We start from the raw sequence: 21,691 nt of genomic DNA, 5'->3' as shown, positions 1-21,691 counted from the left end.
AAGGGTCGGAATAGTCTATCGCATAGAGATGAGCAGTACAATGAAACATCGTCGCGTGCGTGTTCTGATGCCCCTCTCGGGGAAAGATCTCTATGACTATCGCGCGCCTGCCGCGCTTGGCATAGAAATCGGTCATTTCGTCACCGTACCGCTTGGCAAGCGCGAGGTGACAGGGGTTGTCTGGGAGGAGGCGGCTGCGTCCGACGTCGCGGAAGAGCGCATGAAGGATATCCTCGCGGTCCTCCCTTGCGCGCCCCTGCCGGCCGATAGCATCCGTTTCATCGACTGGGTCGCGCAATACACGATGCAGCGAAAAGGCCGCGTCCTTCGCATGGCGATGAGCGTGCCGGAAGCGCTTTACCCCAAGGCTGCGCGGATCGGCTATCGGCTGACGGCGGCCCGGCCCGAGCGAATGACCGCCGCCCGGCAACGAGTGCTGGATATTGCCGCCGAGGCAGGCGTGCAGAGCGCGGCGGATCTTGCAAGCCTTGCCGGCGTCAGCGCGTCCGTCGTCAAGGGACTTGCGGAGGCGGGCGCGCTGGAGCCGGTCGTGCTACCCTCTGACGCGCCGCTTGAGCGACCGGACTGGCGCCACGGCGCATTTGAATTATCGCCCGATCAGAAAGCCGCGGCCGACGCGCTGGCGGCAGATGTCGCGGCGCGGAATTTTGCCGCCTCGCTCCTCGACGGGGTGACGGGCTCGGGCAAGACCGAGGTCTATTTCGAGGCCCTTGCCGCCTGCCTGCGCGAGGGGCGGCAGGCACTGGTGCTGCTGCCGGAAATCGCGCTCACCGCGCAATGGCTGGACCGGTTCGAAGCGCGCTTCGGCGCGCGGCCGGTTGAATGGCATTCCGACCTCGGCCAGAGCGAGCGGCGGCGCAACTGGCGCGCGGTCATTGAAGGGCGGGCGGAGATTGTCATCGGCGCCCGCTCCGCCCTTTTCCTGCCCTTTGCCGATCTCGGCGTGATTATCGTCGATGAGGAGCATGAAACCTCCTTCAAGCAGGATGAGGGCGTCCCCTATAACGCGCGCGATATGGCGGTGGTGCGCGGCAAGATCGGAAGCTGTCCGGTGGTCCTCGCATCGGCAACGCCGTCGCTTGAGACGATGCTGAATGCGAGAAGCGGGAAATACCGGCATCTCAAACTGCCGTCACGTTTCGGCGGAGCAGTCCTGCCCTATGTGGAGCTTATCGATCTCAAGCAGCACCGGCCGGGTCCGCAGCGCTGGATATCCGAACCTCTCCGTCTCGCCATGGAGGCAACGCTCGGCGAAGGGCAGCAGGTGATGCTGTTCCTGAACCGCCGCGGATATGCGCCGCTGACGCTGTGCGATGCCTGCGGCCATCGCCTGCAATGCCCCAACTGCAGCGCCTGGCTCGTCGAACATCGTCTCATCAACCGCCTGCAGTGCCACCACTGCGGCTATTCGACGCGCCTGCCCGGCGCTTGCGACGCCTGCGGCGCGGAGGAAAGTTTCAAACCCTGCGGTCCCGGGATCGAACGTCTCTCGGAAGAGGCCGCGAGCCTGTTCCCCGAGCGGCGGGTCGCGATGATGGCGAGCGATACGATCACCAGCCCGAGGGCGGCGGCCGAATTTGTCGCTGCCATGGATCGGGGCGAGATTGATATTCTGATCGGCACGCAGATCGTTGCCAAGGGATATCATTTCCCGAATCTGACGCTTGTCGGCGTGATTGACGCGGATCTCGGCCTCACCGGCGGGGATTTGCGCGCCGCCGAGCGCACCTACCAGCTCCTCTCGCAGGTCATGGGCCGGGCCGGCCGTGAATCGATCCGCGGCAAGGTCTATCTGCAATCCCATCTGCCGGAACATCCCGTCATTGCCGCAATCGTCCATCAGGAGAGCGAGGCGTTTTTCAACCTCGAGGCGGCGGGGCGGGAAAGCGCCGGTATGCCGCCGTTCGGCCGTCTGGCGGCGCTGATCCTGTCAGGGCCCAAAGCCGAATCAGTCGCCAGTTTCGCCGCTGAACTCGCGCGGCGGGCGCCGGCCGGAGAGCGTTTGGCCATTCTCGGACCCGCCCCTGCGCCGCTTTCCATGATCCGTGGGCGGCATCGCTACCGTTTTCTCATAAAATGCGCAAAAGATGTCAGCATCCAGGCAATCATCGGAAAGTGGCTGCAGGGGTGCAGGTTACCGAGCGATATACGTCTGCAAATTGACATCGATCCCTATAATTTCATGTGAGAACGGGAAATTTGACGGATAAATCGGGAAAACGAACATTTTAGTGAACATACTGCTGTGCAGCATATTGCCACCCGGTTTTCCCTGTGTTAATAACCCCCTGCCTCGACTATGGGAGCAGCCTTGCTGCCTGCGTGGAAGGGGCTTCACAAATTAGACGGACGCATATCTCGTCCAATTTCAGGCCTGGGGATCGTTTCTTGTCAGCTGAGAACATATCAGTTTCCGGTATTGCGGGTCGTTATGCGACGGCCCTGTTTGATCTGGCGTCATCAGCCGGTCAACTCGATGCCGTTGCCGCCGACCTGGCGACACTCAAATCAATGATGGACGAGAGCGGAGACCTCGCCCGTCTGGTGAAAAGCCCGATTATCAGCCGTGCCGATCAGGCGAAGGCGATGGGCGCGGTTCTTGAAAAACTCGGTACGGGCGATCTTGTCCGCCGGTTTATCGGAACTGTTGCGCAGAACCGGCGACTTTTTGCGCTGCCCGGTATGATCAAAGCCTATGGTCAGTTGCTGGCCGCAGAGCGCGGCGAAGTGGTTGCGCGGGTGACGTCGGCCAAAAAGCTCACCAAAGGTCAGCTTGATGCAGTTTCATCTGCCCTCAAATCTGCCATCGGCAGTGATGTCAGTCTCGAATCGGAAGTCGATGAGAGCCTGATCGGGGGTCTTGTCATAAGGGTTGGTTCGCGAATGATTGACAGTTCGATCCGGACTAAACTTCAAAATCTTAAGTTTGCGATGAAAGGGGTTGGGTGATGGACATCCGCGCCGCAGAAATTTCCGAAATTCTTAAACAGCAGATTGCGGGGTTTGACACGCAAGCTGAGGTCTCAGAGGTTGGTCAGGTGCTTTCCGTCGGTGACGGCGTGGCCCGCGTGTACGGCCTGGACAATATCCAGGCCGGCGAGATGGTCGAATTCCCGGGCGGCATCAAGGGGCTGGCCCTCAACCTTGAAACCGACAACGTCGGTGTCGTGATTTTCGGTTCCGACCGCGACATTCGTGAAGGCGATACTGTCAAGCGGACTGGCGCGATTGTTGAAACAGGTGTCGGCAAGGGCCTGCTTGGCCGCGTTGTTGACGGCCTTGGCAACCCGATCGACGGCAAGGGTCCGATCGAAGCAACCGAAACCCGCCGCGTTGACGTGAAGGCGCCCGGCATCATGCCGCGTAAATCCGTCCATGAGCCGATGATGACCGGCCTCAAGGCCATCGACAGCCTCGTTCCGGTCGGACGTGGCCAGCGCGAGCTGATCATCGGTGACCGTCAGACCGGCAAGACCGCGCTTGCTGTCGACACGATCCTCAACCAGAAGTCCATCAACGCGAGCGGAGACGAGAGCAAGAAGCTCTACTGCGTCTATGTCGTGATCGGCCAGAAGCGCTCCACCGTTGCGCAGGTCGTGAAGACGCTTGAGGAAAACAACGCGATGGAATATTCCATCGTCGTCGCCGCAACGGCCTCCGACCCGGCGCCGCTGCAGTATCTCGCGCCCTTTACCGGCTGCGCGATGGCGGAATATTTCCGTGACAACGGCATGCATTCCCTGATCATCTATGACGATCTGTCCAAGCAGGCCGTGGCCTATCGTCAGATGTCCCTGTTGCTCCGCCGTCCGCCGGGACGTGAAGCCTATCCGGGTGACGTTTTCTATCTCCACTCCCGTCTGCTCGAGCGGTCGGCCAAGCTGAACGACGCCAATGGCGCGGGCTCGATGACGGCACTGCCGGTTATTGAGACGCAGGCCGGCGACGTTTCCGCCTATATTCCGACCAACGTGATCTCGATTACCGATGGTCAGATCTTCCTCGAAACCGAGCTGTTCTACCAAGGTATTCGCCCGGCCATCAACGTCGGCCTGTCGGTCTCCCGCGTGGGTTCGGCGGCACAGACGAAGGCCATGAAGCAGGTCGCCGGCTCGATCAAGCTGGAGCTTGCGCAGTACCGCGAAATGGCGGCCTTCGCGCAGTTCGGCTCCGATCTTGACGCGGCAACGCAGAAGCTGCTGGCCCGCGGTGCGCGCCTGACCGAGCTTCTGAAGCAGCCGCAGTACAGCCCGCTCACCATGGAAGAGCAGGTTGTCGTGATCTTCGCCGGTGTGCGCGGATATCTTGACGCGGTCGAGGTCTCAAATATCGGCGACTATGAAAAGCAACTGCTTGCGGAAATGCACGCGAAGCACCAGGGGCTTCTGGACACGATCCGGAACGAAGGCGCCCTGTCGGCGGAAACTGAATCGAAGCTGAAAGATATTCTCGAAGGCTTCTCCAAGGCATTTGCATAAGTTGAGCTTAGGAAAGGGGCAGCCGGAAAATGGCGAACCTTAAGGAACTCAAAAACCGGATCAACAGTGTCAAGTCGACGCAGAAGATCACCAAGGCCATGAAGATGGTGGCAGCCGCAAAGCTGCGCCATGCGGAGGAGGCGGCCAATGCCGCCCGTCCTTACGCAGAGCGGATGAATGCCATGATGGCATCCCTCGCTGCGGGAATGGTTGGCCAGGAGGATACGGCGCCGCGGCTGCTGGCCGGGACGGGTTCGGATCAGCGTCATCTGATTATCGTGGCAACCGGTGAGCGCGGGCTGTGCGGCAGCTTCAACAGCTCCATCGCGAAGGCGGCGTCAAGAAAGATCGATCAGCTGCTGGCCGAAGGCAAGGATGTCAAAGTCCTTTGCGTCGGCAAGAAGGGTCGCGATGCCCTGAAGCGCAAATATGGCAACCTGATCATCGGCTTGGTCGATCTGTCGGGCGCCAAGCGCGTTGGCTTCGGCAACGCCCAGCCGATCGCGCAGCGCGTCCTGACGATGTTCAATGAAGACGAGTTCGACGTCTGCACGATCTTCTATGCGAAGTTTGTCTCCGTCCTCACCCAAGAAGTGCAGGAGCAGCAGCTTATTCCGGCGTCCATCCCGGAAGCGGCGGAAGCGGACGAGAATGATATTCTTTATGAATATGAGCCGGGCGAAGAAGAAATTCTGGCAGAACTTCTGCCGCGTAACCTGTCGGTGCAGATTTATCGGGCACTCCTTGAGAATTCCGCCTCCGAGCAGGGTGCACGGATGTCGGCGATGGATAACGCGACCCGAAACGCAGGCGATATGATCGACAAGTTGACCCTGCAATACAACCGTGAACGTCAGGCCGCGATTACGAGCGAACTGATTGAAATTATTTCCGGTGCGGAAGCGCTCTAGCCTTCTCATCGACTGTTAAGAACTGAAGTGACCCTGTAGGGAGCATGAAAATGGCAAAGAATGTCGGCAAGATTACCCAGGTGTTGGGCGCCGTCGTGGACGTACAATTTGAAGGGGAACTCCCCTATATCCTGAACGCTCTGCATTGCGACAACAATGGCCAGCGGCTGGTGTTGGAAGTGGCGCAGCATCTTGGCGAGAACACCGTCCGGGCGATTGCCATGGATGCGACCGAAGGTCTGGTTCGCGGTCAGGAAGTGGTCGATACGGGCGATGCGATCCGCATGCCGGTCGGTCCGGAAACCCTCGGCCGTATCATGAACGTCGTCGGCGAGCCGGTTGACGAGCGCGGCCCGATCAAGACCGAAAGGTCCGCTCCCATCCACGCGCCGGCCCCGGATTTCGCGGATCAGTCCACGGAAGCGGAAATTCTGGTGACCGGTATTAAGGTTGTTGACCTCCTCGCGCCTTACGCCAAGGGCGGTAAGATCGGCCTCTTCGGCGGCGCCGGCGTTGGCAAGACGGTTCTGATCATGGAGCTGATCAACAACGTCGCCATGGGCCACGGCGGTTACTCGGTGTTCGCTGGCGTTGGCGAGCGGACGCGTGAGGGTAACGACCTTTACCACGAAATGATCGAAGGCGGCATTATCGACACCGAAGGCGACAAGTCCAAGGTGGCGCTGGTCTATGGCCAGATGAACGAGCCGCCCGGAGCCCGTATGCGTGTTGCTCTCTCCGGCCTCACGCAGGCGGAATATTTCCGTGACGTCGAAGGCCAGGACGTTCTGTTCTTCGTCGACAACATCTTCCGTTTCACGCAGGCCGGCTCCGAAGTGTCCGCTCTGCTCGGCCGTATCCCCTCCGCTGTGGGCTATCAGCCGACGCTCGCGACCGACATGGGCGCCCTGCAGGAGCGTATTACCTCCACCAACAAGGGCTCGATCACGTCCGTTCAGGCCATTTACGTTCCGGCCGACGACTTGACTGACCCGGCGCCGGCAACCTCCTTCGCCCATCTGGACGCGACGACCGTTCTGTCCCGTCAGATCGCGGAGCTGGGTATCTATCCGGCCGTTGACCCGCTCGACTCGACCTCCCGCATGCTTGATCCGGCCATCGTCGGCGAGCGCCACTATGAGGTTGCCCGTCAGGTTCAGGAGACGCTGCAAACCTACAAGTCGCTGCAGGACATCATCGCAATTCTGGGTATGGACGAGCTGTCGGAAGAAGACAAACTCATCGTTGCCCGGGCGCGTAAGATCCAGCGCTTCCTCAGCCAGCCGTTCCACGTTGCTGAAGTCTTCACCGGTTCGCCGGGCAAGTTCGTGAAGCTCGAAGATACCATCGAAGCCTTCGAGAAGATCTGCGCGGGCGAATATGACGAGCTGCCGGAAGCCGCCTTCTACATGTGCGGTGGCATCGACGAAGTGCTTGAAAAGGCGAAGAAACTGGCTGCGGACGCGGCTTGATCATCGTCTGAAGGAGTATTGAAATGGCCGACATGATCACCATGGATCTGGTATCACCCGAAAGACTGCTGCTCTCGGATGAGTTTGAAATGGTTGTGCTGCCGGGCGCCGAAGGAGACTTCGCCGTTCTCGCCGGTCATTTGCCGATTACGTCCACGCTTCGCCCCGGGGTGATCAGCATCTATGAGGCGGACAAGGAGAAGGAACGCATTTTCGTCAATGGCGGGTTTGCGGAATTTTCCAACGACAAAATCACCGTTCTCGCGGAAGAGGCTATCTATCTGGCCGATCTCGACCGGGCCGATCTGGAGCAGCGTATCCAGAATGAGCGCGAAGACGAGGAAGACGCCAAGGATGAGGAGACCCGTCGCCGCGCTGCGGAGAACCGGGATCATCTGCAGCAGCTTCTGGACGCGATGGCATAAAATCGCAGGACAGACCAATAAAAAAAGGGGCCTTCGGGCCCCTTTTGTTTTTGGCAAGCGCGACAGGTTATTGTCAATTTCGATGAATGATTTAGTCTGAAATCAGAGTGATTACATGAAGTAACTGCGTCATGACAACAACCGCCCTTATCGCCGGGGGAAGTATTGCCGGGCTTGCCACGGCCCGGGCGCTTTCCTCCCGCTTCGATCGCATCCTTCTGCTCGATGCGGATCAGCTGGACCACGACGGATTTGCGCGCAAAGGAACGCCGCAGGCGAACCACGTCCACGGTCTCCTCAAAAGCGGCAGCGATGTGCTGACGCGCCTCTTTCCCGATCTGCCGGAGCGTCTCATCCGCGCCGGTGCCGTTTCCTGCAATTTCAGCCAGGAGGTGCGCTGGTATATCAATGGGGGCTGGATGCCGCGCTTTGACGGCTCCATGCGGATCTATTTCCAGACGCGCCCGCTGCTTGAAGGATGCCTTCGCGCGGCGGTGCGGGAAACGCGAAATATTGAAGTTCTGGATAATATCCGCGTTGAGGATTTCACGCTCGATGACGCGGGGCAGCGTGTCGTTGCGGCCGTGGTGAGACGAAATGGCGGGGAGGCGGAGGTAGTAGCCGCTGATTTCTTTGTGGATGCGATGGGGCGTGGCAGCCTGTTTCCCCGCTGGCTAAAGCGCGAGGGCTTCGGCACGGTCCCGGAAGATCATATCCGCGTCAATCTCGGCTATGCGAGCTGCCTGCTGGAGCTTCCCGAGACGCCAAGGGACTGGAAAAGCATCCTGATCTACCCGAAGGGCCCGGGCGAGATCCGTGGCTCTACCCTCGTTAAGGTCGAAGGCGGGAAATGGCTGCTGACCCTTGCCGGCTATCATGACGACCATCCGCCGGCGGATATGGCGGGGTTTTTGCAATTTGCCCGCACGCTGCCCCGCCCCGATATCTTCGAGGCCGTGAAAGATGCCCACATCGTGAGCGATATCAGATTGCACAAATTTCCGCACGGCCAATGGCGGCACTATGACCGGTTACCCAGATTCCCGCTCGGCATTCTGCCGGTCGGCGACAGCAATACCAGTCTCAACCCGTTGTTCGGGCAGGGCATGAGCGTTGCCGCGCTGTCCGCGGCAATGCTCGGCGATCTGGCTACAGAAGTCGATTTCAGGAAGGAGCATGATCTTGACGAATTGCGGCGTCAGTACTTCACCGCGCTTCGCCGAATATTTGCGACACCCTGGGACCTCGCGCGCGGACAGGACTTCCGTTATCCTGAAACGGTGGGGCCGAAGCCTCTGACGCTTCCCCTTAAAAACGCTCTTAAAAGCCTGATCATGAGTTCGCCATCGACGGATGTCGTTGAGAATTTTTACCAGGTGGTCCATCTCGTAAAAAACGAGAATTCCTTCTATCACCCTCAGTGGTGGCCGAAGCTCATCGCAGGCATGGTTCGACGCTAACTCTTTGAAATATAAATAGAATTGCAAGATTCGGGCACCCACAATCGGGCGGCGGAATCACGGTTGCGCTTTTCTCTCAATTAAGAGTAAATTAACCACCATTTGATATATTTTTATAAAGAATTTTGTAAGTTATTCAATGTTGGCGACGAAATTGAACTTTCCAAGTCAGTTCAGGACGATTGACTCTATCTTCAACGGGACGAAGCTGAACAGGTTTTCGTTGCGATTTGTCGATAGCGACGTCGAAAGCGCCTACAATGATGCGGCGATCGCGCGCTCGCTTACCGTCATGCGGTTGTCGCTGCTGTCAGCGGTTGTTATCTATGCCGCCTTTACGATCCTCGATTTCTACGTCATCCCCGAGGCTTTCTGGGAAGCGCTCGTTATCCGTTTCTGTTTCGCGATCCCGATTTTCCTCGCCGTCTTCGGACTGACCTACACGAAATTTTATCCGATCATCGCCCAACCGGGCGCGGCTTTCTGTATGCTCGCCTCCGGTATCAGTATCATCGTGATGACGGCCATTGCCGACGAACCCGGAAATTATCTCTACTACGCCGGGCTCACGCCGCTGATCATCTTCTGCTGCTGCCTGCCGCCGACACGGTTTCTGTACGCGACGTCGGTGACCGTGTTCCTGGTGGTCGCCTATCACATCTCGGCGATCTGGTATAATCCGATCCCGCTGCTGATCCTGATGGCCAATGACTTCTTCCTGCTAACCGCAGCGGGAATGGGCGTTTTTGCGGCGTATTTTCAGGAGCTTGCGCAGCGGCGCGACTTCATCAACATGGAGATGCTGCACGAAGAACGGGTGAAGAGCGATATTCTGGCTGAAAAGGCGCAGGCCGCCAACCATTCGAAATCGGAATTCCTCGCGATCATGTCGCACGAATTACGGACCCCGCTGAATGCAATCATCGGCTTTTCGGAAATTCTCGACAAGGAAATGTTCGGCCCGCTCGGCCGGGAGCAGTACAAGGAATATGCGCACGACATTAACATCAGCGGGCAGCATCTGCTGAGCATCATCAATGACATTCTTGACCTCTCGAAAGCGGAAGCCGGCAAGCTGGTGCTGCAGGAGGAAGAGGTGTCGATCGTCAATACGGTAAACTCCACGCTCCGTATTATCCGCGACAATGCGGCGGAGCGCGGTGTGCGTCTTATTTTCGATATGCCCGCCCGCGATCTTCGTATGATCGGCGATCCGAGATTGCTCGCGCAAGTGTTCCTCAACCTGCTGTCCAATGCCGTCAAATTCACCCATAAAGGCGGCTCTGTTTCGGTCAGTTTCAAGACAATGGAGAACGGAAACTCGCAGGTTCATATTCGCGACACCGGTATCGGTATCGATGCGGAGAACATTGAAAAGGTTTTCGATCCGTTTGTGCAGATTGAAAGTGCGATGGTGCGGAACTACGAAGGCACCGGGCTCGGCCTGCCGCTCAGCAAGAATATCATGGAACTCCACAACGGCTCCATCCGCCTCGAAAGCCGTCTTGGCGAGGGAACGGTCGCGATCGTCGAAATCCCGAAGGAACGCCTTGTCGAGGAACCGGCGGAACCCGCCGAGCAGACCAAGCTGGTGCGCGGCCGCTCCGCATAAAAAGGCTTGCGTGCCGCTTCCCCTATGACCCAAGCGATGCGGCGCTCGTTTCTCCTAGCTCCAATTATTCAGGCTTGGTGACGAACAAAAGATGGCAGTGGTTCGTCGGATCGGCAATGACCTCACGCTTCGCCGCCGGATCGACCTCTTCGGCAAGCTCGTACATTTCGGCTTCCGTGCGGTGAACCAGCGTCCAGTCCACGACATACTCGACCTGCCACTTGAGGCTGGCGTCCGACGTCAGCATACAGCCGATAATCAGAGTCCCACCCGGGCGCAGGTTGCGGTAAAGGTCGTTGACCAGCCGCGTTGAGCGTTTCTTGCCGAGATAATCGGCAAGACCGACGGCATAGATCAAATCCTGCTTGTCAAGCTTGCTGAACAACCGGCCCGTCGCCAGAAACTCAAGGAATGTCGCGTGCAGGCAGCGGACCCACGCCTTGCCATCGAGCCGCACAACTTCCGGATAGGTGCTGTTGTAGGCGTAGGAGAGCGCGTCGTGATCCTGATCGATCAGCGTGAATTCCACCGGAAGCGGAATGTTCGGCGTCTTCAGGTAATTGGCAACCTCCTGGGCCGGGCCGCAGCCGAGGCTGGCAACCTTGAAATCGCTGCGCCCGCGTGCGGCCGCCTGCGAGCAGAGACGGGCGATGGCCTGCTTGGTCATCGTCATGCGGGTCGCAATAAACTCCCCTGTCGAGGTGCCAAGGCGGTGGCAGAATTTCGCATAGGCCGTATCGCCTTCGAGCGTCAGGTTATAGGCGTAGTTCATGACCTGGTAGTCGCCCGGATAGCCGAGCGGCTTTTCGTAGGCGCGCCGCCAACTCGCACCCGGCAGCAGCTCCGGCGTCAGCACCATCTCGGTATACTGCTTGACAACGGCGATCGCGTCGACATCATCGCCAAGCTCATCCGTAATCTTGAGGCATTTTTTGGAGATTTCTCTCCAGCGCATCATTGCCTTTGTTTCGCAGGCGAGGATTGTGTCCTTTATCCGCTCGTCGCGGCGCACGTCATCGCGGCTGAGGTCCGCCTCGACTTTATCGAGCACCCTGTGAATGGAGCGGAGCATATAAACCGCGTCACTGATCGCTTCCTTATAGGCCGCCGGAACGAGATGGGAATGATCGGCGAGCCCGATGGTGACGGCCTGCTGCAGGGCAAGGTCGTCATGCTGGGCGAGGATCTTCTTGATGTCGAGAAAGCCACGCGTCAGTTCAACGGCGACTTTATGCTGATTTTCATGGGGTTCAATGCGGCGGATCTTGCCGTTTCCGGAAAATACTTCCGTCTCGCCGATCTTGAGCTGGAGCGGAACGTCATTATTCATATTCTCCAGCCAGGAGAAACTTTGCGGGCTGACAAAACTGATGCCGCTCATACTGATGTCGTAGATATCAAACGCCTGATCATCCATCTCGACAACAGGTGTGATACTGTTCATCAGTTCTTTAGCGTTGAATCGTTCAGCGCGGTAAAAAACGCGCCGACCTTCTCCCCCGGAAAGCTCTTCATAATGTTTCATGTTACGCCCACAACACGGTTACTGTTATTTAACAAAAGTAACACGCCGCGTGATCTGCTCTTTTTCAGATATTCACCGGGCAATATTCCCAAGAATAACAATGCAAATTCCTGCGCCGCAGCAAAATTAACCTTGTTTATTAACCATGAAAATTAATCGCGATTAACAACTGTTAAGGATTATAAGCGCAACGGAAAAGGAAACACAACAGAAGAAGCTAAAATTTTCGATAAATGCGCGTGAATACTATATATAGCCGAAATTTCGGCTATTTTAATTTGTATCAACCAGACTTGGTAGCGCGGGCGTGGTTGTACCGAGCGGTTCACAACACGTAAGGGGAGAATTTTTCCAAAACTGTTTCATATAAATCACGCTTGAAGGGGACGATGAGGCGGGGAAGATCCGAATAATCGGCCCATTTCCACTCGGAAAATTCGGGATGTTCCGTTTGGATATTGATTTCATCGTCCCGGCCGAGAAAGCGGAACAGGAACCATTTCTGCTGCTGGCCGCGATATTTTCCCTGCCATATTTTGCCGAGCAGATCATCGGGAAGGTCGTATTTCAGCCATTCGTCGAGCATGTGAACCAGCTCGACATTGCGGGTCCCGATCTCTTCTTCAAGCTCGCGGAGCGCCGCGACGATCGGATCCTCATTCAGATCGATGCCGCCCTGGGGCATCTGCCAGTGTTCGCTGACCATATCGATTCGCCGACCGACGAACACCTGCCGCTTTTTGTTGAGAATCATCATCCCGGCGCAGGCACGATAAGGGAGGCTTTCACGGAGCGACGTTGTGTTCATCTTGCTTCCTGCTTGTTGGCGAGTGCGGAGATCGGGACAAGCCGGAGCCCCTTTGCCTCCAGCTCCTTGGCCCAGTCGATCAAATATGTATAGCTTTTCTCGGACGGATAGGCGATACCGACCGCCGATCCGGTCCGGCGCGCGATGGTTTCGAGTGCCGCGAAATTTTCATCCATCACCGCCGTTTCCGCGCGGTGATCGAGAAAGCGATTGTTGATGACAACCGGTATGCCGAGGTCCAGCGCAATGTCGGCGGCGATGCTGTCGGCCGCTGTCCGGCTGTCAAGATAGATCAGCTCTTTGCCGCGGACTTCATTAAGGACGGGGGTCAGGGCGTCCGCGTCCTTCGTGAATTTCGAACCCATCTGGTTGGTGATGCCGATATAGCCGGTGAAGCGATTGAGCGCCCAGTCGAGCCGCGCCAGATTTTCCTCGCTTGTCAGATCGGTTCTAAGCCCGTGTACGCCGGGATCAAGCCGCGGATAGCCCTGCGGCTCCATCGGCACCTGCAGCAGCACTTCATGGCCCGCGGCGCGCGCTTCATTGGCAAGCTGTTGCAGATTGTGGCCGTAAGGGTTGAAGCTGAAGCTGATGGCCGGCGGCAGCATCGCGATCGCCTGACGCGCCGCAGCGTTGCTCATGCCGAGCTCGCTTATGATGATGGCGATCCGGGGTCTCAAATCGCCGGCATCTTGCGCCTTCATCCCGGTAGGCTGAGGCGAGGGGGGAGGTGCGTCGCGGGCCATCTCGCCGTCAGACTGGAGATTGCCCGGTGCGGCAAGAGGGGCAACAGGCAGAGGGGCCTCCGCGTTCGCATTTTGCGCATCCTGCGGCGCCGTTTCAGGCGGCAGCGCGGATCGCGAATTCGTCTCACCCGGTTCGTGGCGATCCGCGGCGGCGGGCGTATCTGCGGCCGCTTGCGAACCCGCGTTCGCCGGCGTGTCCATTGTCGCCTGCGCCGCTTCACTCTCATCAGGGGCAGTCTGAGGAGAAGCGCCGGTCTCCTCGCCTGTTTCTTCAACCATTTCTTCTGCCTCGGCCCCGGCAGGCGGCGCGGCGTCCGTGGCGGGAGCCACCTCTTCCGCGGGCGAGGGCGGAACGGCGGGCGGAACTGCCATTTCTTCGTGTGATGAGTCCGCGTCTGCGTCTGCGCCATCGCCGATATCGGAGACGTCGGCCTCGCCTGTCTCAGTTTCCGGCGCCGGTGCGGGTGCGGGCGTCACAGGTGCAGCCGCTATCGCAGGCGCCTCATCCTCCGCGTCGCTCCCGGCGGGTGCTGCCGGAGTTGCGGGGAAAGTTGCGCCTTCATCGGCGTCAGCGGTTGAGTCCGTTGCTGCGTCGCTCTCCCCGGATGGGGCGCCGAGCGGCTCCCCGGCTTGATCGCTCGCAGTTGCGGGGGGCGTGTCCTTAATGGTGTCGGGGTCTGTTGCTGTTGGGGCGGTGGGAGAGGCCGGGTCCGCTTCCCCATTACTCTGGGCGGGAGGCGCGGGAGTCGCGGACGAAGGTTCTTGGGCGACTGCATCCTCCTTCGGCGTCTCAGAGGGCTGGTCGGGGGTAACGGCGCCCGTTTGATCCATCTCGCTGTCGCCGCGGGACGTCTCCGCCGGGATCTCGACGGGGGCGGTGATTGCGGCGCTTGCGCTTACCGTTGTGTCGGGTCGCTCCGCTTTCTGGCTGAAATACCCCCATCCGGCGAGAGCGATGATCGCGAGAGCAATCGCCAGAGACACGATAAACAAACCCGACACCTTGTTGGTCGCTGCCGGTTTTGTTACGTCGTCTTTATCCGAATTTCCCACTGCAATCCGCCGATACTCATGATCCCGAGGGGCGCGGAAGCGGAAGAGTTACCGCCTCCGCGCCATCCGGGGTGACAAACAATAGCTCTACTGGGCGCTTTTTTTCGCGAACAGCGAGACGCCCTTCAACAGGTCCTTGGCGCGAAGAAGCTGATAGTCGACAATTTCCTCGCCATCTGCGGTCGTCGCCGTCGGAACATCGGTCGACTGCTCTTCCTCGCCATTTTCGAGGTGGTTTCGAAGGTCGGCTTCCGACCGCCGCCGCGCCGACTCGAGAACTTCCAGCTTCGCCTGCTCCACTTCGATGTCAGGAACGATGCCCTTCGCCTGGATGGAGGTGCCGGACGGCGTGTAATACCGTGCGGTGGTCATGCGCATGGCGCCATTGCCCTGCAGCGGGACGATGGTCTGGACGGATCCCTTCCCGAAGCTCTGGGTGCCGAGAATGACGGCGCGGCGATGATCCTGAAGTGCGCCGGCGACAATTTCGGACGCGCTGGCCGATCCGCCGTTGATCAGCACGACGATCGGCTTGCCGTCGATAATGTCATCGGGCTTTGCATTATAGCGCTGCGCATCGCCCTGCTTGCGGCCGCGGGTGGAGACGATCTCGCCCTTCTCAAGGAAATCATCCGAGACGGCAATCGCCTGATCGAGAAGGCCGCCGGGGTTGTTGCGAAGATCGAGAATAAGACCCTTGAAACTATCGCCCGCTTCGGCCTTCAGATCGCCTACGGTCTTGCGAAGGCCGCTGTCCGTCTGCTCGGTAAAGCTGGAGATGCGGATATAGATAATGCCATCATCTTCAAGCCGGCCGCGCACCGACTGCACGGTGATGATGGCGCGCGTGAGCGTGATCTCAAGCGGCTCCGCTTCGCCGGCGCGGCGAATTGTGAGGGTGAGGTCAGTGTCAACGAGGCCGCGCATCTTGTCGACCGCCTCCGCGAGCGTGAGGCCGAGAACCGGTTCGCCGTCGAGATGCGTGATCAGATCGCCCGCCTGAATGCCGGCCTTGGCGGCAGGCGTATCATCAATCGGGGCAACCACTTTCACAAAGCCGTTCTCCATGGTCACTTCGATGCCGAGGCCGCCGAACTTGCCGCGGGTCTGCACTTTCATGCCATCGTAGCTTTCGGGATTGAGATAGCTCGAATGCGGATCGAGAGAACTCAGCATGCCGTTGATGGCCGCTTCGATAAGCTTCTGGTCATCAACTTCTTCGACATAGTCTTCACGGATCTTGGCAAACACATCACCGAACAGATTTAGCTGGCGATAGGTTTCGGAACTTGCCTCTACGCGGTTGTCGGGTGTCGTAATGATGGCAATCGACAGCAGGAGGACTGCTGCGGCCAATACACCTGTTACAACATTTCTCATTATCCGCTAACCTTTCTGTTTTCGGCCATCAACCACGGAGCGGGATCGATGGGCGAACCGTTGTTCCTAAGCTCCATATAGAGCATCGGGTTTTCTTTACCACTGCCTGCTTTCATCCGCGCGACAGGCTCTCCGGCGAGGAGAAGCTGCCCGACCGAGGCGTCGATTGACCCCATGCCGGCGAGCAGCGAATGATACCCGTCACCATGGTCGATGATCACCAGCAATCCATAGTGCCGGAATGGCCCGGCGAACGCGACCTGCCCGTCAAACGGCGCGATCACCGCCGCGCCGGATCGGGTTTCGATGACGATCCCCTTCTTGCGGCCAATCTCGTCACTCTCATCATAATGGGTAACGATCCGTCCGCCAACGGGTAAGGGGAGGAGGCCTTTCGCTTCTGTGATGTGGCGCTCCGGGCCAAGGCTCGCGAGCCGCTCGGCGACTTGTGGTTTAGCGGGTGTCTCTGTTGGCGGCGGCGGAGATTTTTGCGCGAGCGCGGCCATCCTTTCGGCCGCGGCGGCGGCCACAGCGGCCGCGATCCGCGCCTTTTCCTTTTCGGCGATCTCGCGCTCAAGGCGCGCTTTCTCTTCCGCCTGCCGGCGCTTCTTGTCCTCCGCAAGGCGCGCGACCAGCGCGGCTGTGTCACTGATGTCCGCTGTCAGCTTGTCGAGGCGCTTCTGCTCGGCGTCGCTCTCTGCGGCGATTTTGCTTTGTGCGGCGTGTTTTTCGGCGAGCAGTTGATCGAGCTTTTCCTGTTCGCTATGCCGTTCATCACGAAGGCTCGCAAATTCCTCGCGTTCTTTTGTATACTGCGCCCGCAGTTCCGCCAGTGTATTCAGCTGTGCGCCAAGCTGGTCGGCATCCTCTTTCAGTTTGGGCAGGATGGATTGCAGCAGCGAGGACGCCCGGAGACTGTCAACCAGCCCGCCCGGATTGCCGATCAATGTGCCTTCGGGCTGGCGGCTGAGATGGATGAGTGCGGAGATCGTAACGGAAAGCTCGCCGGTGCGGCTTTCGAGATCACTCAGCGTCTGACTTTCCACCTGCTGGATCTCATCGAGGCGCTGCTCGACAATGATCAGCTGTTCGTCGAGACGGGTGAGGGTACTCGCAGCCACCACCAGCTTGCGCTTCAGCGCCTTTATCTCGCTGTCGAGATTTTCGAGCTCGGCGGTGAAATTCCGCTGGCGGGCTTCAGAGGCCTTGAGCGCCTGTTGCAGGGTCTTGAGTTCGTCATCGGGGTTCCCCGCGTGGCTGCTTGCGGGAAGGACAAGGCAAAGCCCGAAAACGCCGATAGCAAGCGGAGAAAGGGTCCGACGCAGCCCAAGCAAACTCAACTCAAGACGCAACACGGTTCTTTTCGATCCCCTCCTTCGCGTGGATAAGGTTCGCACCGCCCATTTCGGACGGGATATCGAGGTCCATCAGGGCGAGGACCGTCGGTGCGAGATCGGCGAGCGTGCCATTGGCAAGGCGTGCATTCTCCGCGCCGCCAACCGCGAGCACCAGCGGCACCAGGTTGGTCGTATGCGAGGTGTAGGGCGCGTTGGTTTCCGGATCGCGCATCAGCTCGATATTGCCGTGGTCCGCAGTGATCAGCAGAGCGCCGCCGACACTCGCTACAGCGGTTGCAAGCTGGCCGACGCAATCGTCAATCACTTCGACGGCGCGCACGGCCGCCTCCATCACGCCGGTATGGCCGACCATGTCCGGGTTGGCGAAGTTGACAACAATCAGGTCAAATTTCTCCGATTTGACAGCGCCAACGAGCTTATCCAGTACCTCATAAGCGGACATTTCCGGCTTCAGATCATAGGTCGCGACCTTTGGGCTCGGCACCAGAATGCGTTCCTCGCCGGTATAGACGCGCTCCTCCCCGCCGTTCAGGAAGAAGGTGACATGGGCATATTTTTCGGTTTCCGCGATGCGAAGCTGCGTCCGGCCGGTTTTGGCGACAACCTCGCCGAGCGTCTCGCGGACATCGACCGGCGGGAACAGGGCTGGCACGGATTTGCTGAGATCCGCCGAATATTCGATCATGCCTTTCACAGCCGCGAGAGCGGGGCGCTTTTTCCGGGCAAAGCCGGTAAAGCCATCATCAACAATGGCGATGAGCAGCTCACGCGCGCGATCGGCGCGGAAATTCGCCATGATGAACGCATCTCCATCCGTGATGCCGCTATATCCGCGGGCTACGCGCGGGGCGATAAATTCGTCGGTTTCGCCCGCCGCATAGGCCGCCTGAAGCGCGGCAACGGGGTCGTCGAAGGGCGCGCCTTCGGCACTGAAAATGGCGTTATAGCCCTTTTCGACACGGTCCCAGTTGGTATCGCGGTCCATCGCGAAGTAGCGCCCGACGAGCGTCGAGAGGCGGGTATTCTTCAATCCGGCGATCTGTTGGAGGAGCGACTCCGTATAGCCCGCGCCGCTTTTAGGCGGCGTGTCGCGGCCGTCCATGAAGCCATGCAGATGCACCGTGACGCCGGCGTCATCCATGATTTTGGCGAGCGCGGCCATATGATCCTGATGCGAATGCACGCCGCCCGGAGAGAGCAGGCCGCCGATATGGCAGGCGCCGCCCGAGGCTTTCAATCTGGCGATCAGGTCGACAAGTTCGGGGTTTTTGGCGAGCGCGCCCGTTTCGATCTCCCGGTTGATGCGGGGCAGATCCTGCAAAATGATCCGGCCGCTGCCGATGGTCATGTGACCAACCTCGGAGTTGCCCATCTGGCCATCCGGCAGGCCGACATCGGCGCCCGACGTGCTGAGCAGGCTGTGCGGGCGCGTTGCCAGCAGTTGGTCCCAGTTCGGCGTGTTGCCGGCGGCGATGGCGTTATCGATGCTCGTCTCGCTATGACCCCATCCGTCCAGGATGCAGAGCACGACGGGGCGGGGGGCGGAGGATGATTTAAGATGGCTTGTCATAACTGTCTTTATAGTCCTGATAGGCTTAAGATTCCATTATAATCATGCGCGGTGATAAGGGTGATTCGATAAAATCGAGGCCGCCCGGTAGAGCTGCTCGGCAAGCAGGCCGCGCACCATCAGATGCGGCCATGTCATGGGTCCGAGCGACAGCAGCCGGTCCGCGCGGGCCAGCGTCTCGCGGCTGTGACCGTCCGCTCCGCCGATCAGAAAGGCGAGCGTCTGCACGCCGTCATCGGCATAGCGGCCGAGCAACGCGGCGAAGTCAGGGCTGCTCATGCTCCGGCCGTTCTCATCGAGGGCGATCAGCGTCGCCCCGTCCGGTACCGCGCCCATCAGAAGGGCGGCTTCGCGCGTCTTTCGCGCCTCGCCCTTCAGCGGCTTCTTCTCTTCGACTTCCTTGAGTTCGACAGACCACGGCAGACGGCCTGCATAATCAGCGTAAAGCTCTTGCAGCGGACCGCCCCGAAACCTGCCGACGCTGGCAATCACAAGGCGCATCCTGTCCCTTTCGATTACTGGTCCGGCGGACGCGAGGTCAGCCGATCATCTCAACCGGTATATCCGGAGCCCAAATTTTCTCCAGATTATAGAAGTTCCGCACTTCGGGCCGGAAGAGGTGAACGACGATATCTCCGGCATCGACCAGAATCCAGTCGCCGCCGGTTTGTCCTTCCATCCGGACCGCACCGTAACCCGCTTCCTTGATGCCTTCCTTCAAATGATCCGCCATCGCAACCACCTGGCGGGAGGACCGGCCAGAGGCGATAATCATATAGTCTGCGAAGGAGGTTTTTCCGGCAAGGTCGATCGAAACGAGGTTTTCCGCTTTGTCGTCGCTCAATATTTCTTCAACGAGATCGCGGAGTTTTGCTACATCAGCTTTCCGAGCTTTCATAATAGGGATCAATTAATCTCCAATAAAATGACGATAGTCGTCCTTACTCTTCATAATTTGGGAAGTCTTTATCACAAGAGCAAGCATTTCCTGTCGTATCACGAGAATTTCTTATCTGGGTACTGCTAAGATCGATTGTCGTCTCCGGCAAAAAGACCCACGCCGGCGGCTTCATATCGGCGAGATGACGCCGGTCATCGCCGAAACTGTTGTTGAAAACACGCGCGCGGCGAAACTTAGTCGCCGCCTTCCCGTTGAGAGCCTTATAGGTGAAGCCGGGCCGATTGAAGACGGCGACCGGCACCAGCGACATGATCTGCTCCCACTTTTGCCACTTCGGCAGCTGCACGAGGTTGTCAGCGCCCATCAGCCAGACGAATTTATGGCGCGGGTACGCGGCCTTGAGCGCTTTCAGCGTATAGACCGTTCGCCGCTCGCCGATCCGCGCCTCAAAGTCGGAGACCTTGATGCAAGGGTGGCGGGCAAAGCCGCGCGCATACTCGAACCGCTCACGAAACCCGGCCATCCCTTCTGCCGGCTTCAGCGGGTTCTGCGGTGAGACGAGCCACCAGATCTCGTCGAGATCAAGGAGGCGGAGCGCCGCCACGCTGATCCGGCGGTGGCCTTCATGCGCTGGATTGAACGAGCCGCCCAGAAGCCCGATTTTCTGCCCCCGCATCAAACGCATCAGGATCGCGTCTGGCCGTCGCCCCGAACCACATATTTGAAGCTGGTCAGCTGCTCCACACCCACCGGGCCGCGGGCGTGCATTTTTCCGGTCGAGATGCCGATTTCCGCACCCATGCCGAACTCGCCGCCATCGGCGAACTGCGTCGAGGCATTCTGAAGGACGATCGCGCTGTCCACCTCTTGCATAAAGCGGGCCGCTGCCGCGGCATCTTCCGTGATAATGCAGTCCGTATGATGCGAGCCATACGTCTCGATATGCTCGATCGCAGCGGAAAGGTCATCGACGAGGCGCACCGCGAGGATAGGTTCGAGATATTCCGTCTGCCAATCGGCCTCAGTTGCCAGTTTGGCGCGGGCATCAAGGCTCCGGACGCCTTCATCGCCGCGAATTTCGCATCCGGCGGCGATCAGGTCATTCAGAATACCCGGCAGCAGATCACCTGCCACCGACCGGTTGACGAGCAGCGTCTCAAGCGCGCCGCAGATGCTGACCCGGCGCATTTTCGAGTTGAACACCACATCGCGCGCCTTGGCGGGATCCGCCGCGCTATCGATATATATATGCACCAGCCCGTCGAGATGGGAGAAAACCGGGATCCGGCTTTCTTTCTGCACCCGCTCGATCAGGCTGCGTCCGCCGCGGGGGACGATCACATCGATATAATCAGAGAGGGCGAGAAGGGCGCCGACAGCGGCGCGATCGGTCGTCTCGATCATCTGGATTGCATCGACCGGCAGGCCGGCGGCCTTGAGCCCGTCCTGCAGGCAGGACCAGATGGCGCGGCTTGAATGATAGCTTTCCGAGCCGCCGCGGAGGATACAGGCATTGCCCGCTTTCAGGCAGAGGCCGCCTGCGTCCGCCGTCACATTGGGGCGGGATTCGTAAATGATGCCGATAACGCCGAGCGGCACGCGAACGCGCGAAATGGCAAGTCCGTTCGGACGCTCCCACTCTGCGATCACCTCGCCGACGGGATCATTGAGTTCTGCGATGGCCTCAAGCCCGCCAGCCATGGCTTCGATCCGCGCATCATTGAGCTCGAGACGGTCGAGGAGCGCCGCCGTAAGCCCTTTTGCGCGCCCGCCCGCAAGATCTTTCGCATTGGCGGCCAGAATGTCGGCGCGGCGCGCGCGGAGCGCGGCGGCGGCCGCGCGCAGCGCCTCGTTCTTTGCTGCCGCCGGGGCGAGAGCGAGGGTTTTTGCGGCGCTGCGCGCACGGCGGCCCAGGTCTTCCATCATCGCGATGATATCGCCGTCGGAGCTGATTTGAGGCTGTGCAGTCAT

18 protein-coding genes are annotated in these 21,691 nt (G+C 59.3%); 8 read left to right on the top strand and 10 right to left on the bottom strand.

Going from position 1 to position 21,691, the window contains the following annotated elements; translation table 11 throughout:
* Positions 1 to 40 precede the first annotated feature (40 nt).
* From V7Z56_RS05585 to V7Z56_RS05550, 8 genes are all read left to right on the top strand, one after another.
* The gene (locus tag V7Z56_RS05585) at positions 41 to 2,209 is read left to right on the top strand and encodes a primosomal protein N' (RefSeq protein WP_334128378.1); all 2,169 of its coding nucleotides are present in this window, start codon (positions 41 to 43) and stop codon (positions 2,207 to 2,209) included.
* 200 nt (positions 2,210 to 2,409) lie between these two features.
* Entirely contained in the window at positions 2,410 to 2,970 is a 561-nt protein-coding gene (locus tag V7Z56_RS05580; RefSeq protein WP_334128377.1) for a F0F1 ATP synthase subunit delta, read from the top strand.
* Positions 2,970 to 4,499, top strand: coding sequence for a F0F1 ATP synthase subunit alpha (atpA, locus tag V7Z56_RS05575; RefSeq protein WP_334128375.1), 1,530 nt, complete (start codon positions 2,970 to 2,972; stop codon positions 4,497 to 4,499). Before V7Z56_RS05580 ends, atpA begins: the two co-directional genes overlap by 1 nt.
* 29 nt (positions 4,500 to 4,528) lie before the next feature.
* Positions 4,529 to 5,410 carry a F0F1 ATP synthase subunit gamma gene (locus V7Z56_RS05570; protein ID WP_334128374.1) on the top strand — a complete coding sequence of 294 codons (882 nt, stop codon included), beginning with the start codon at positions 4,529 to 4,531 and terminating at the stop codon, positions 5,408 to 5,410.
* A gap of 50 nt (positions 5,411 to 5,460) precedes the next feature.
* Positions 5,461 to 6,882, top strand: coding sequence for a F0F1 ATP synthase subunit beta (gene atpD, locus V7Z56_RS05565; protein WP_334128373.1), 1,422 nt, complete (start codon positions 5,461 to 5,463; stop codon positions 6,880 to 6,882).
* 23 nt (positions 6,883 to 6,905) lie between these two features.
* Positions 6,906 to 7,307: a F0F1 ATP synthase subunit epsilon gene (locus tag V7Z56_RS05560; RefSeq protein WP_334128372.1), complete on the top strand. Its 402-nt coding sequence runs from the start codon at positions 6,906 to 6,908 to the stop codon at positions 7,305 to 7,307.
* Positions 7,308 to 7,438: 131 nt separating this feature from the next.
* The gene (locus V7Z56_RS05555; RefSeq protein WP_334128371.1) at positions 7,439 to 8,767 is read left to right on the top strand and encodes an FAD-dependent oxidoreductase; all 1,329 of its coding nucleotides are present in this window, start codon (positions 7,439 to 7,441) and stop codon (positions 8,765 to 8,767) included.
* A 154-nt stretch (positions 8,768 to 8,921) separates the two neighbouring features.
* Entirely contained in the window at positions 8,922 to 10,379 is a 1,458-nt protein-coding gene (locus V7Z56_RS05550) for a sensor histidine kinase (RefSeq protein ID WP_334128370.1), read from the top strand.
* 64 nt (positions 10,380 to 10,443) lie between these two features.
* Here the strand turns inward: V7Z56_RS05550 and V7Z56_RS05545 are convergent, their stop codons facing one another.
* The 10 genes from V7Z56_RS05545 to V7Z56_RS05500 all read right to left on the bottom strand — a co-directional run bounded on the left by V7Z56_RS05545 (position 10,444) and on the right by V7Z56_RS05500 (position 21,691).
* Entirely contained in the window at positions 10,444 to 11,823 is a 1,380-nt protein-coding gene (locus tag V7Z56_RS05545) for a hypothetical protein (protein ID WP_334128369.1), read from the bottom strand.
* 406 nt (positions 11,824 to 12,229) lie between these two features.
* A complete protein-coding gene (locus tag V7Z56_RS05540; RefSeq protein WP_334128368.1) occupies positions 12,230 to 12,712 on the bottom strand; it encodes an RNA pyrophosphohydrolase in 483 nt (160 codons plus the stop codon).
* A complete protein-coding gene (locus V7Z56_RS05535; protein WP_334128367.1) occupies positions 12,709 to 13,737 on the bottom strand; it encodes a divergent polysaccharide deacetylase family protein in 1,029 nt (342 codons plus the stop codon). The genes V7Z56_RS05540 and V7Z56_RS05535 overlap by 4 nt, the downstream gene beginning before the upstream one ends.
* 861 nt (positions 13,738 to 14,598) lie before the next feature.
* The gene (locus V7Z56_RS05530; RefSeq protein ID WP_334128366.1) at positions 14,599 to 15,891 is read right to left on the bottom strand and encodes a S41 family peptidase; all 1,293 of its coding nucleotides are present in this window, start codon (positions 15,889 to 15,891) and stop codon (positions 14,599 to 14,601) included.
* Positions 15,891 to 17,225, bottom strand: coding sequence for a murein hydrolase activator EnvC family protein (locus V7Z56_RS05525; protein WP_334128365.1), 1,335 nt, complete (start codon positions 17,223 to 17,225; stop codon positions 15,891 to 15,893). The genes V7Z56_RS05530 and V7Z56_RS05525 overlap by 1 nt, the downstream gene beginning before the upstream one ends.
* 7 nt (positions 17,226 to 17,232) lie before the next feature.
* The gene (gene gpmI / locus V7Z56_RS05520; protein ID WP_334128364.1) at positions 17,233 to 18,819 is read right to left on the bottom strand and encodes a 2,3-bisphosphoglycerate-independent phosphoglycerate mutase; all 1,587 of its coding nucleotides are present in this window, start codon (positions 18,817 to 18,819) and stop codon (positions 17,233 to 17,235) included.
* A gap of 42 nt (positions 18,820 to 18,861) precedes the next feature.
* Positions 18,862 to 19,320 carry a 23S rRNA (pseudouridine(1915)-N(3))-methyltransferase RlmH gene (rlmH, locus tag V7Z56_RS05515; protein WP_334128363.1) on the bottom strand — a complete coding sequence of 153 codons (459 nt, stop codon included), beginning with the start codon at positions 19,318 to 19,320 and terminating at the stop codon, positions 18,862 to 18,864.
* A 37-nt stretch (positions 19,321 to 19,357) separates the two neighbouring features.
* On the bottom strand, positions 19,358 to 19,717 hold the full coding sequence (rsfS, locus tag V7Z56_RS05510; RefSeq protein WP_334128362.1) for a ribosome silencing factor: 360 nt from the start codon (positions 19,715 to 19,717) through the stop codon (positions 19,358 to 19,360).
* Between the two features lie 43 nt (positions 19,718 to 19,760).
* The gene (locus V7Z56_RS05505; RefSeq protein ID WP_334128361.1) at positions 19,761 to 20,405 is read right to left on the bottom strand and encodes a nicotinate-nucleotide adenylyltransferase; all 645 of its coding nucleotides are present in this window, start codon (positions 20,403 to 20,405) and stop codon (positions 19,761 to 19,763) included.
* Positions 20,405 to 21,691, bottom strand: a complete 1,287-nt coding sequence (locus V7Z56_RS05500; RefSeq protein ID WP_334128360.1) for a glutamate-5-semialdehyde dehydrogenase — start codon at positions 21,689 to 21,691, stop codon at positions 20,405 to 20,407. The genes V7Z56_RS05505 and V7Z56_RS05500 overlap by 1 nt, the downstream gene beginning before the upstream one ends.

The organism is Sneathiella sp. (genome assembly GCF_036844445.1).
GTDB lineage: Bacteria > Pseudomonadota > Alphaproteobacteria > Sneathiellales > Sneathiellaceae > Sneathiella.
This window is presented reverse-complemented; position numbering and strand designations above follow the sequence as displayed.

Coding starts and splice junctions, on each gene's coding strand:
- V7Z56_RS05570 (WP_334128374.1), top strand. CDS start 4,529: ATGGCGAACCTTAAGGAACTCAAAAACCGGATCAACAGTGTCAAGTCG.
- atpA (WP_334128375.1), top strand. CDS start 2,970: ATGGACATCCGCGCCGCAGAAATTTCCGAAATTCTTAAACAGCAGATT.
- V7Z56_RS05545 (WP_334128369.1), bottom strand. CDS start 11,823: ATGAACAGTATCACACCTGTTGTCGAGATGGATGATCAGGCGTTTGAT.
- rlmH (WP_334128363.1), bottom strand. CDS start 19,320: ATGCGCCTTGTGATTGCCAGCGTCGGCAGGTTTCGGGGCGGTCCGCTG.
- V7Z56_RS05500 (WP_334128360.1), bottom strand. CDS start 21,691: ATGACTGCACAGCCTCAAATCAGCTCCGACGGCGATATCATCGCGATG.
- V7Z56_RS05560 (WP_334128372.1), top strand. CDS start 6,906: ATGGCCGACATGATCACCATGGATCTGGTATCACCCGAAAGACTGCTG.
- V7Z56_RS05540 (WP_334128368.1), bottom strand. CDS start 12,712: ATGAACACAACGTCGCTCCGTGAAAGCCTCCCTTATCGTGCCTGCGCC.
- rsfS (WP_334128362.1), bottom strand. CDS start 19,717: ATGAAAGCTCGGAAAGCTGATGTAGCAAAACTCCGCGATCTCGTTGAA.
- V7Z56_RS05505 (WP_334128361.1), bottom strand. CDS start 20,405: ATGCGTTTGATGCGGGGGCAGAAAATCGGGCTTCTGGGCGGCTCGTTC.
- gpmI (WP_334128364.1), bottom strand. CDS start 18,819: ATGACAAGCCATCTTAAATCATCCTCCGCCCCCCGCCCCGTCGTGCTC.
- V7Z56_RS05555 (WP_334128371.1), top strand. CDS start 7,439: ATGACAACAACCGCCCTTATCGCCGGGGGAAGTATTGCCGGGCTTGCC.
- V7Z56_RS05585 (WP_334128378.1), top strand. CDS start 41: ATGAAACATCGTCGCGTGCGTGTTCTGATGCCCCTCTCGGGGAAAGAT.
- atpD (WP_334128373.1), top strand. CDS start 5,461: ATGGCAAAGAATGTCGGCAAGATTACCCAGGTGTTGGGCGCCGTCGTG.
- V7Z56_RS05530 (WP_334128366.1), bottom strand. CDS start 15,891: ATGAGAAATGTTGTAACAGGTGTATTGGCCGCAGCAGTCCTCCTGCTG.
- V7Z56_RS05535 (WP_334128367.1), bottom strand. CDS start 13,737: ATGGTTGAAGAAACAGGCGAGGAGACCGGCGCTTCTCCTCAGACTGCC.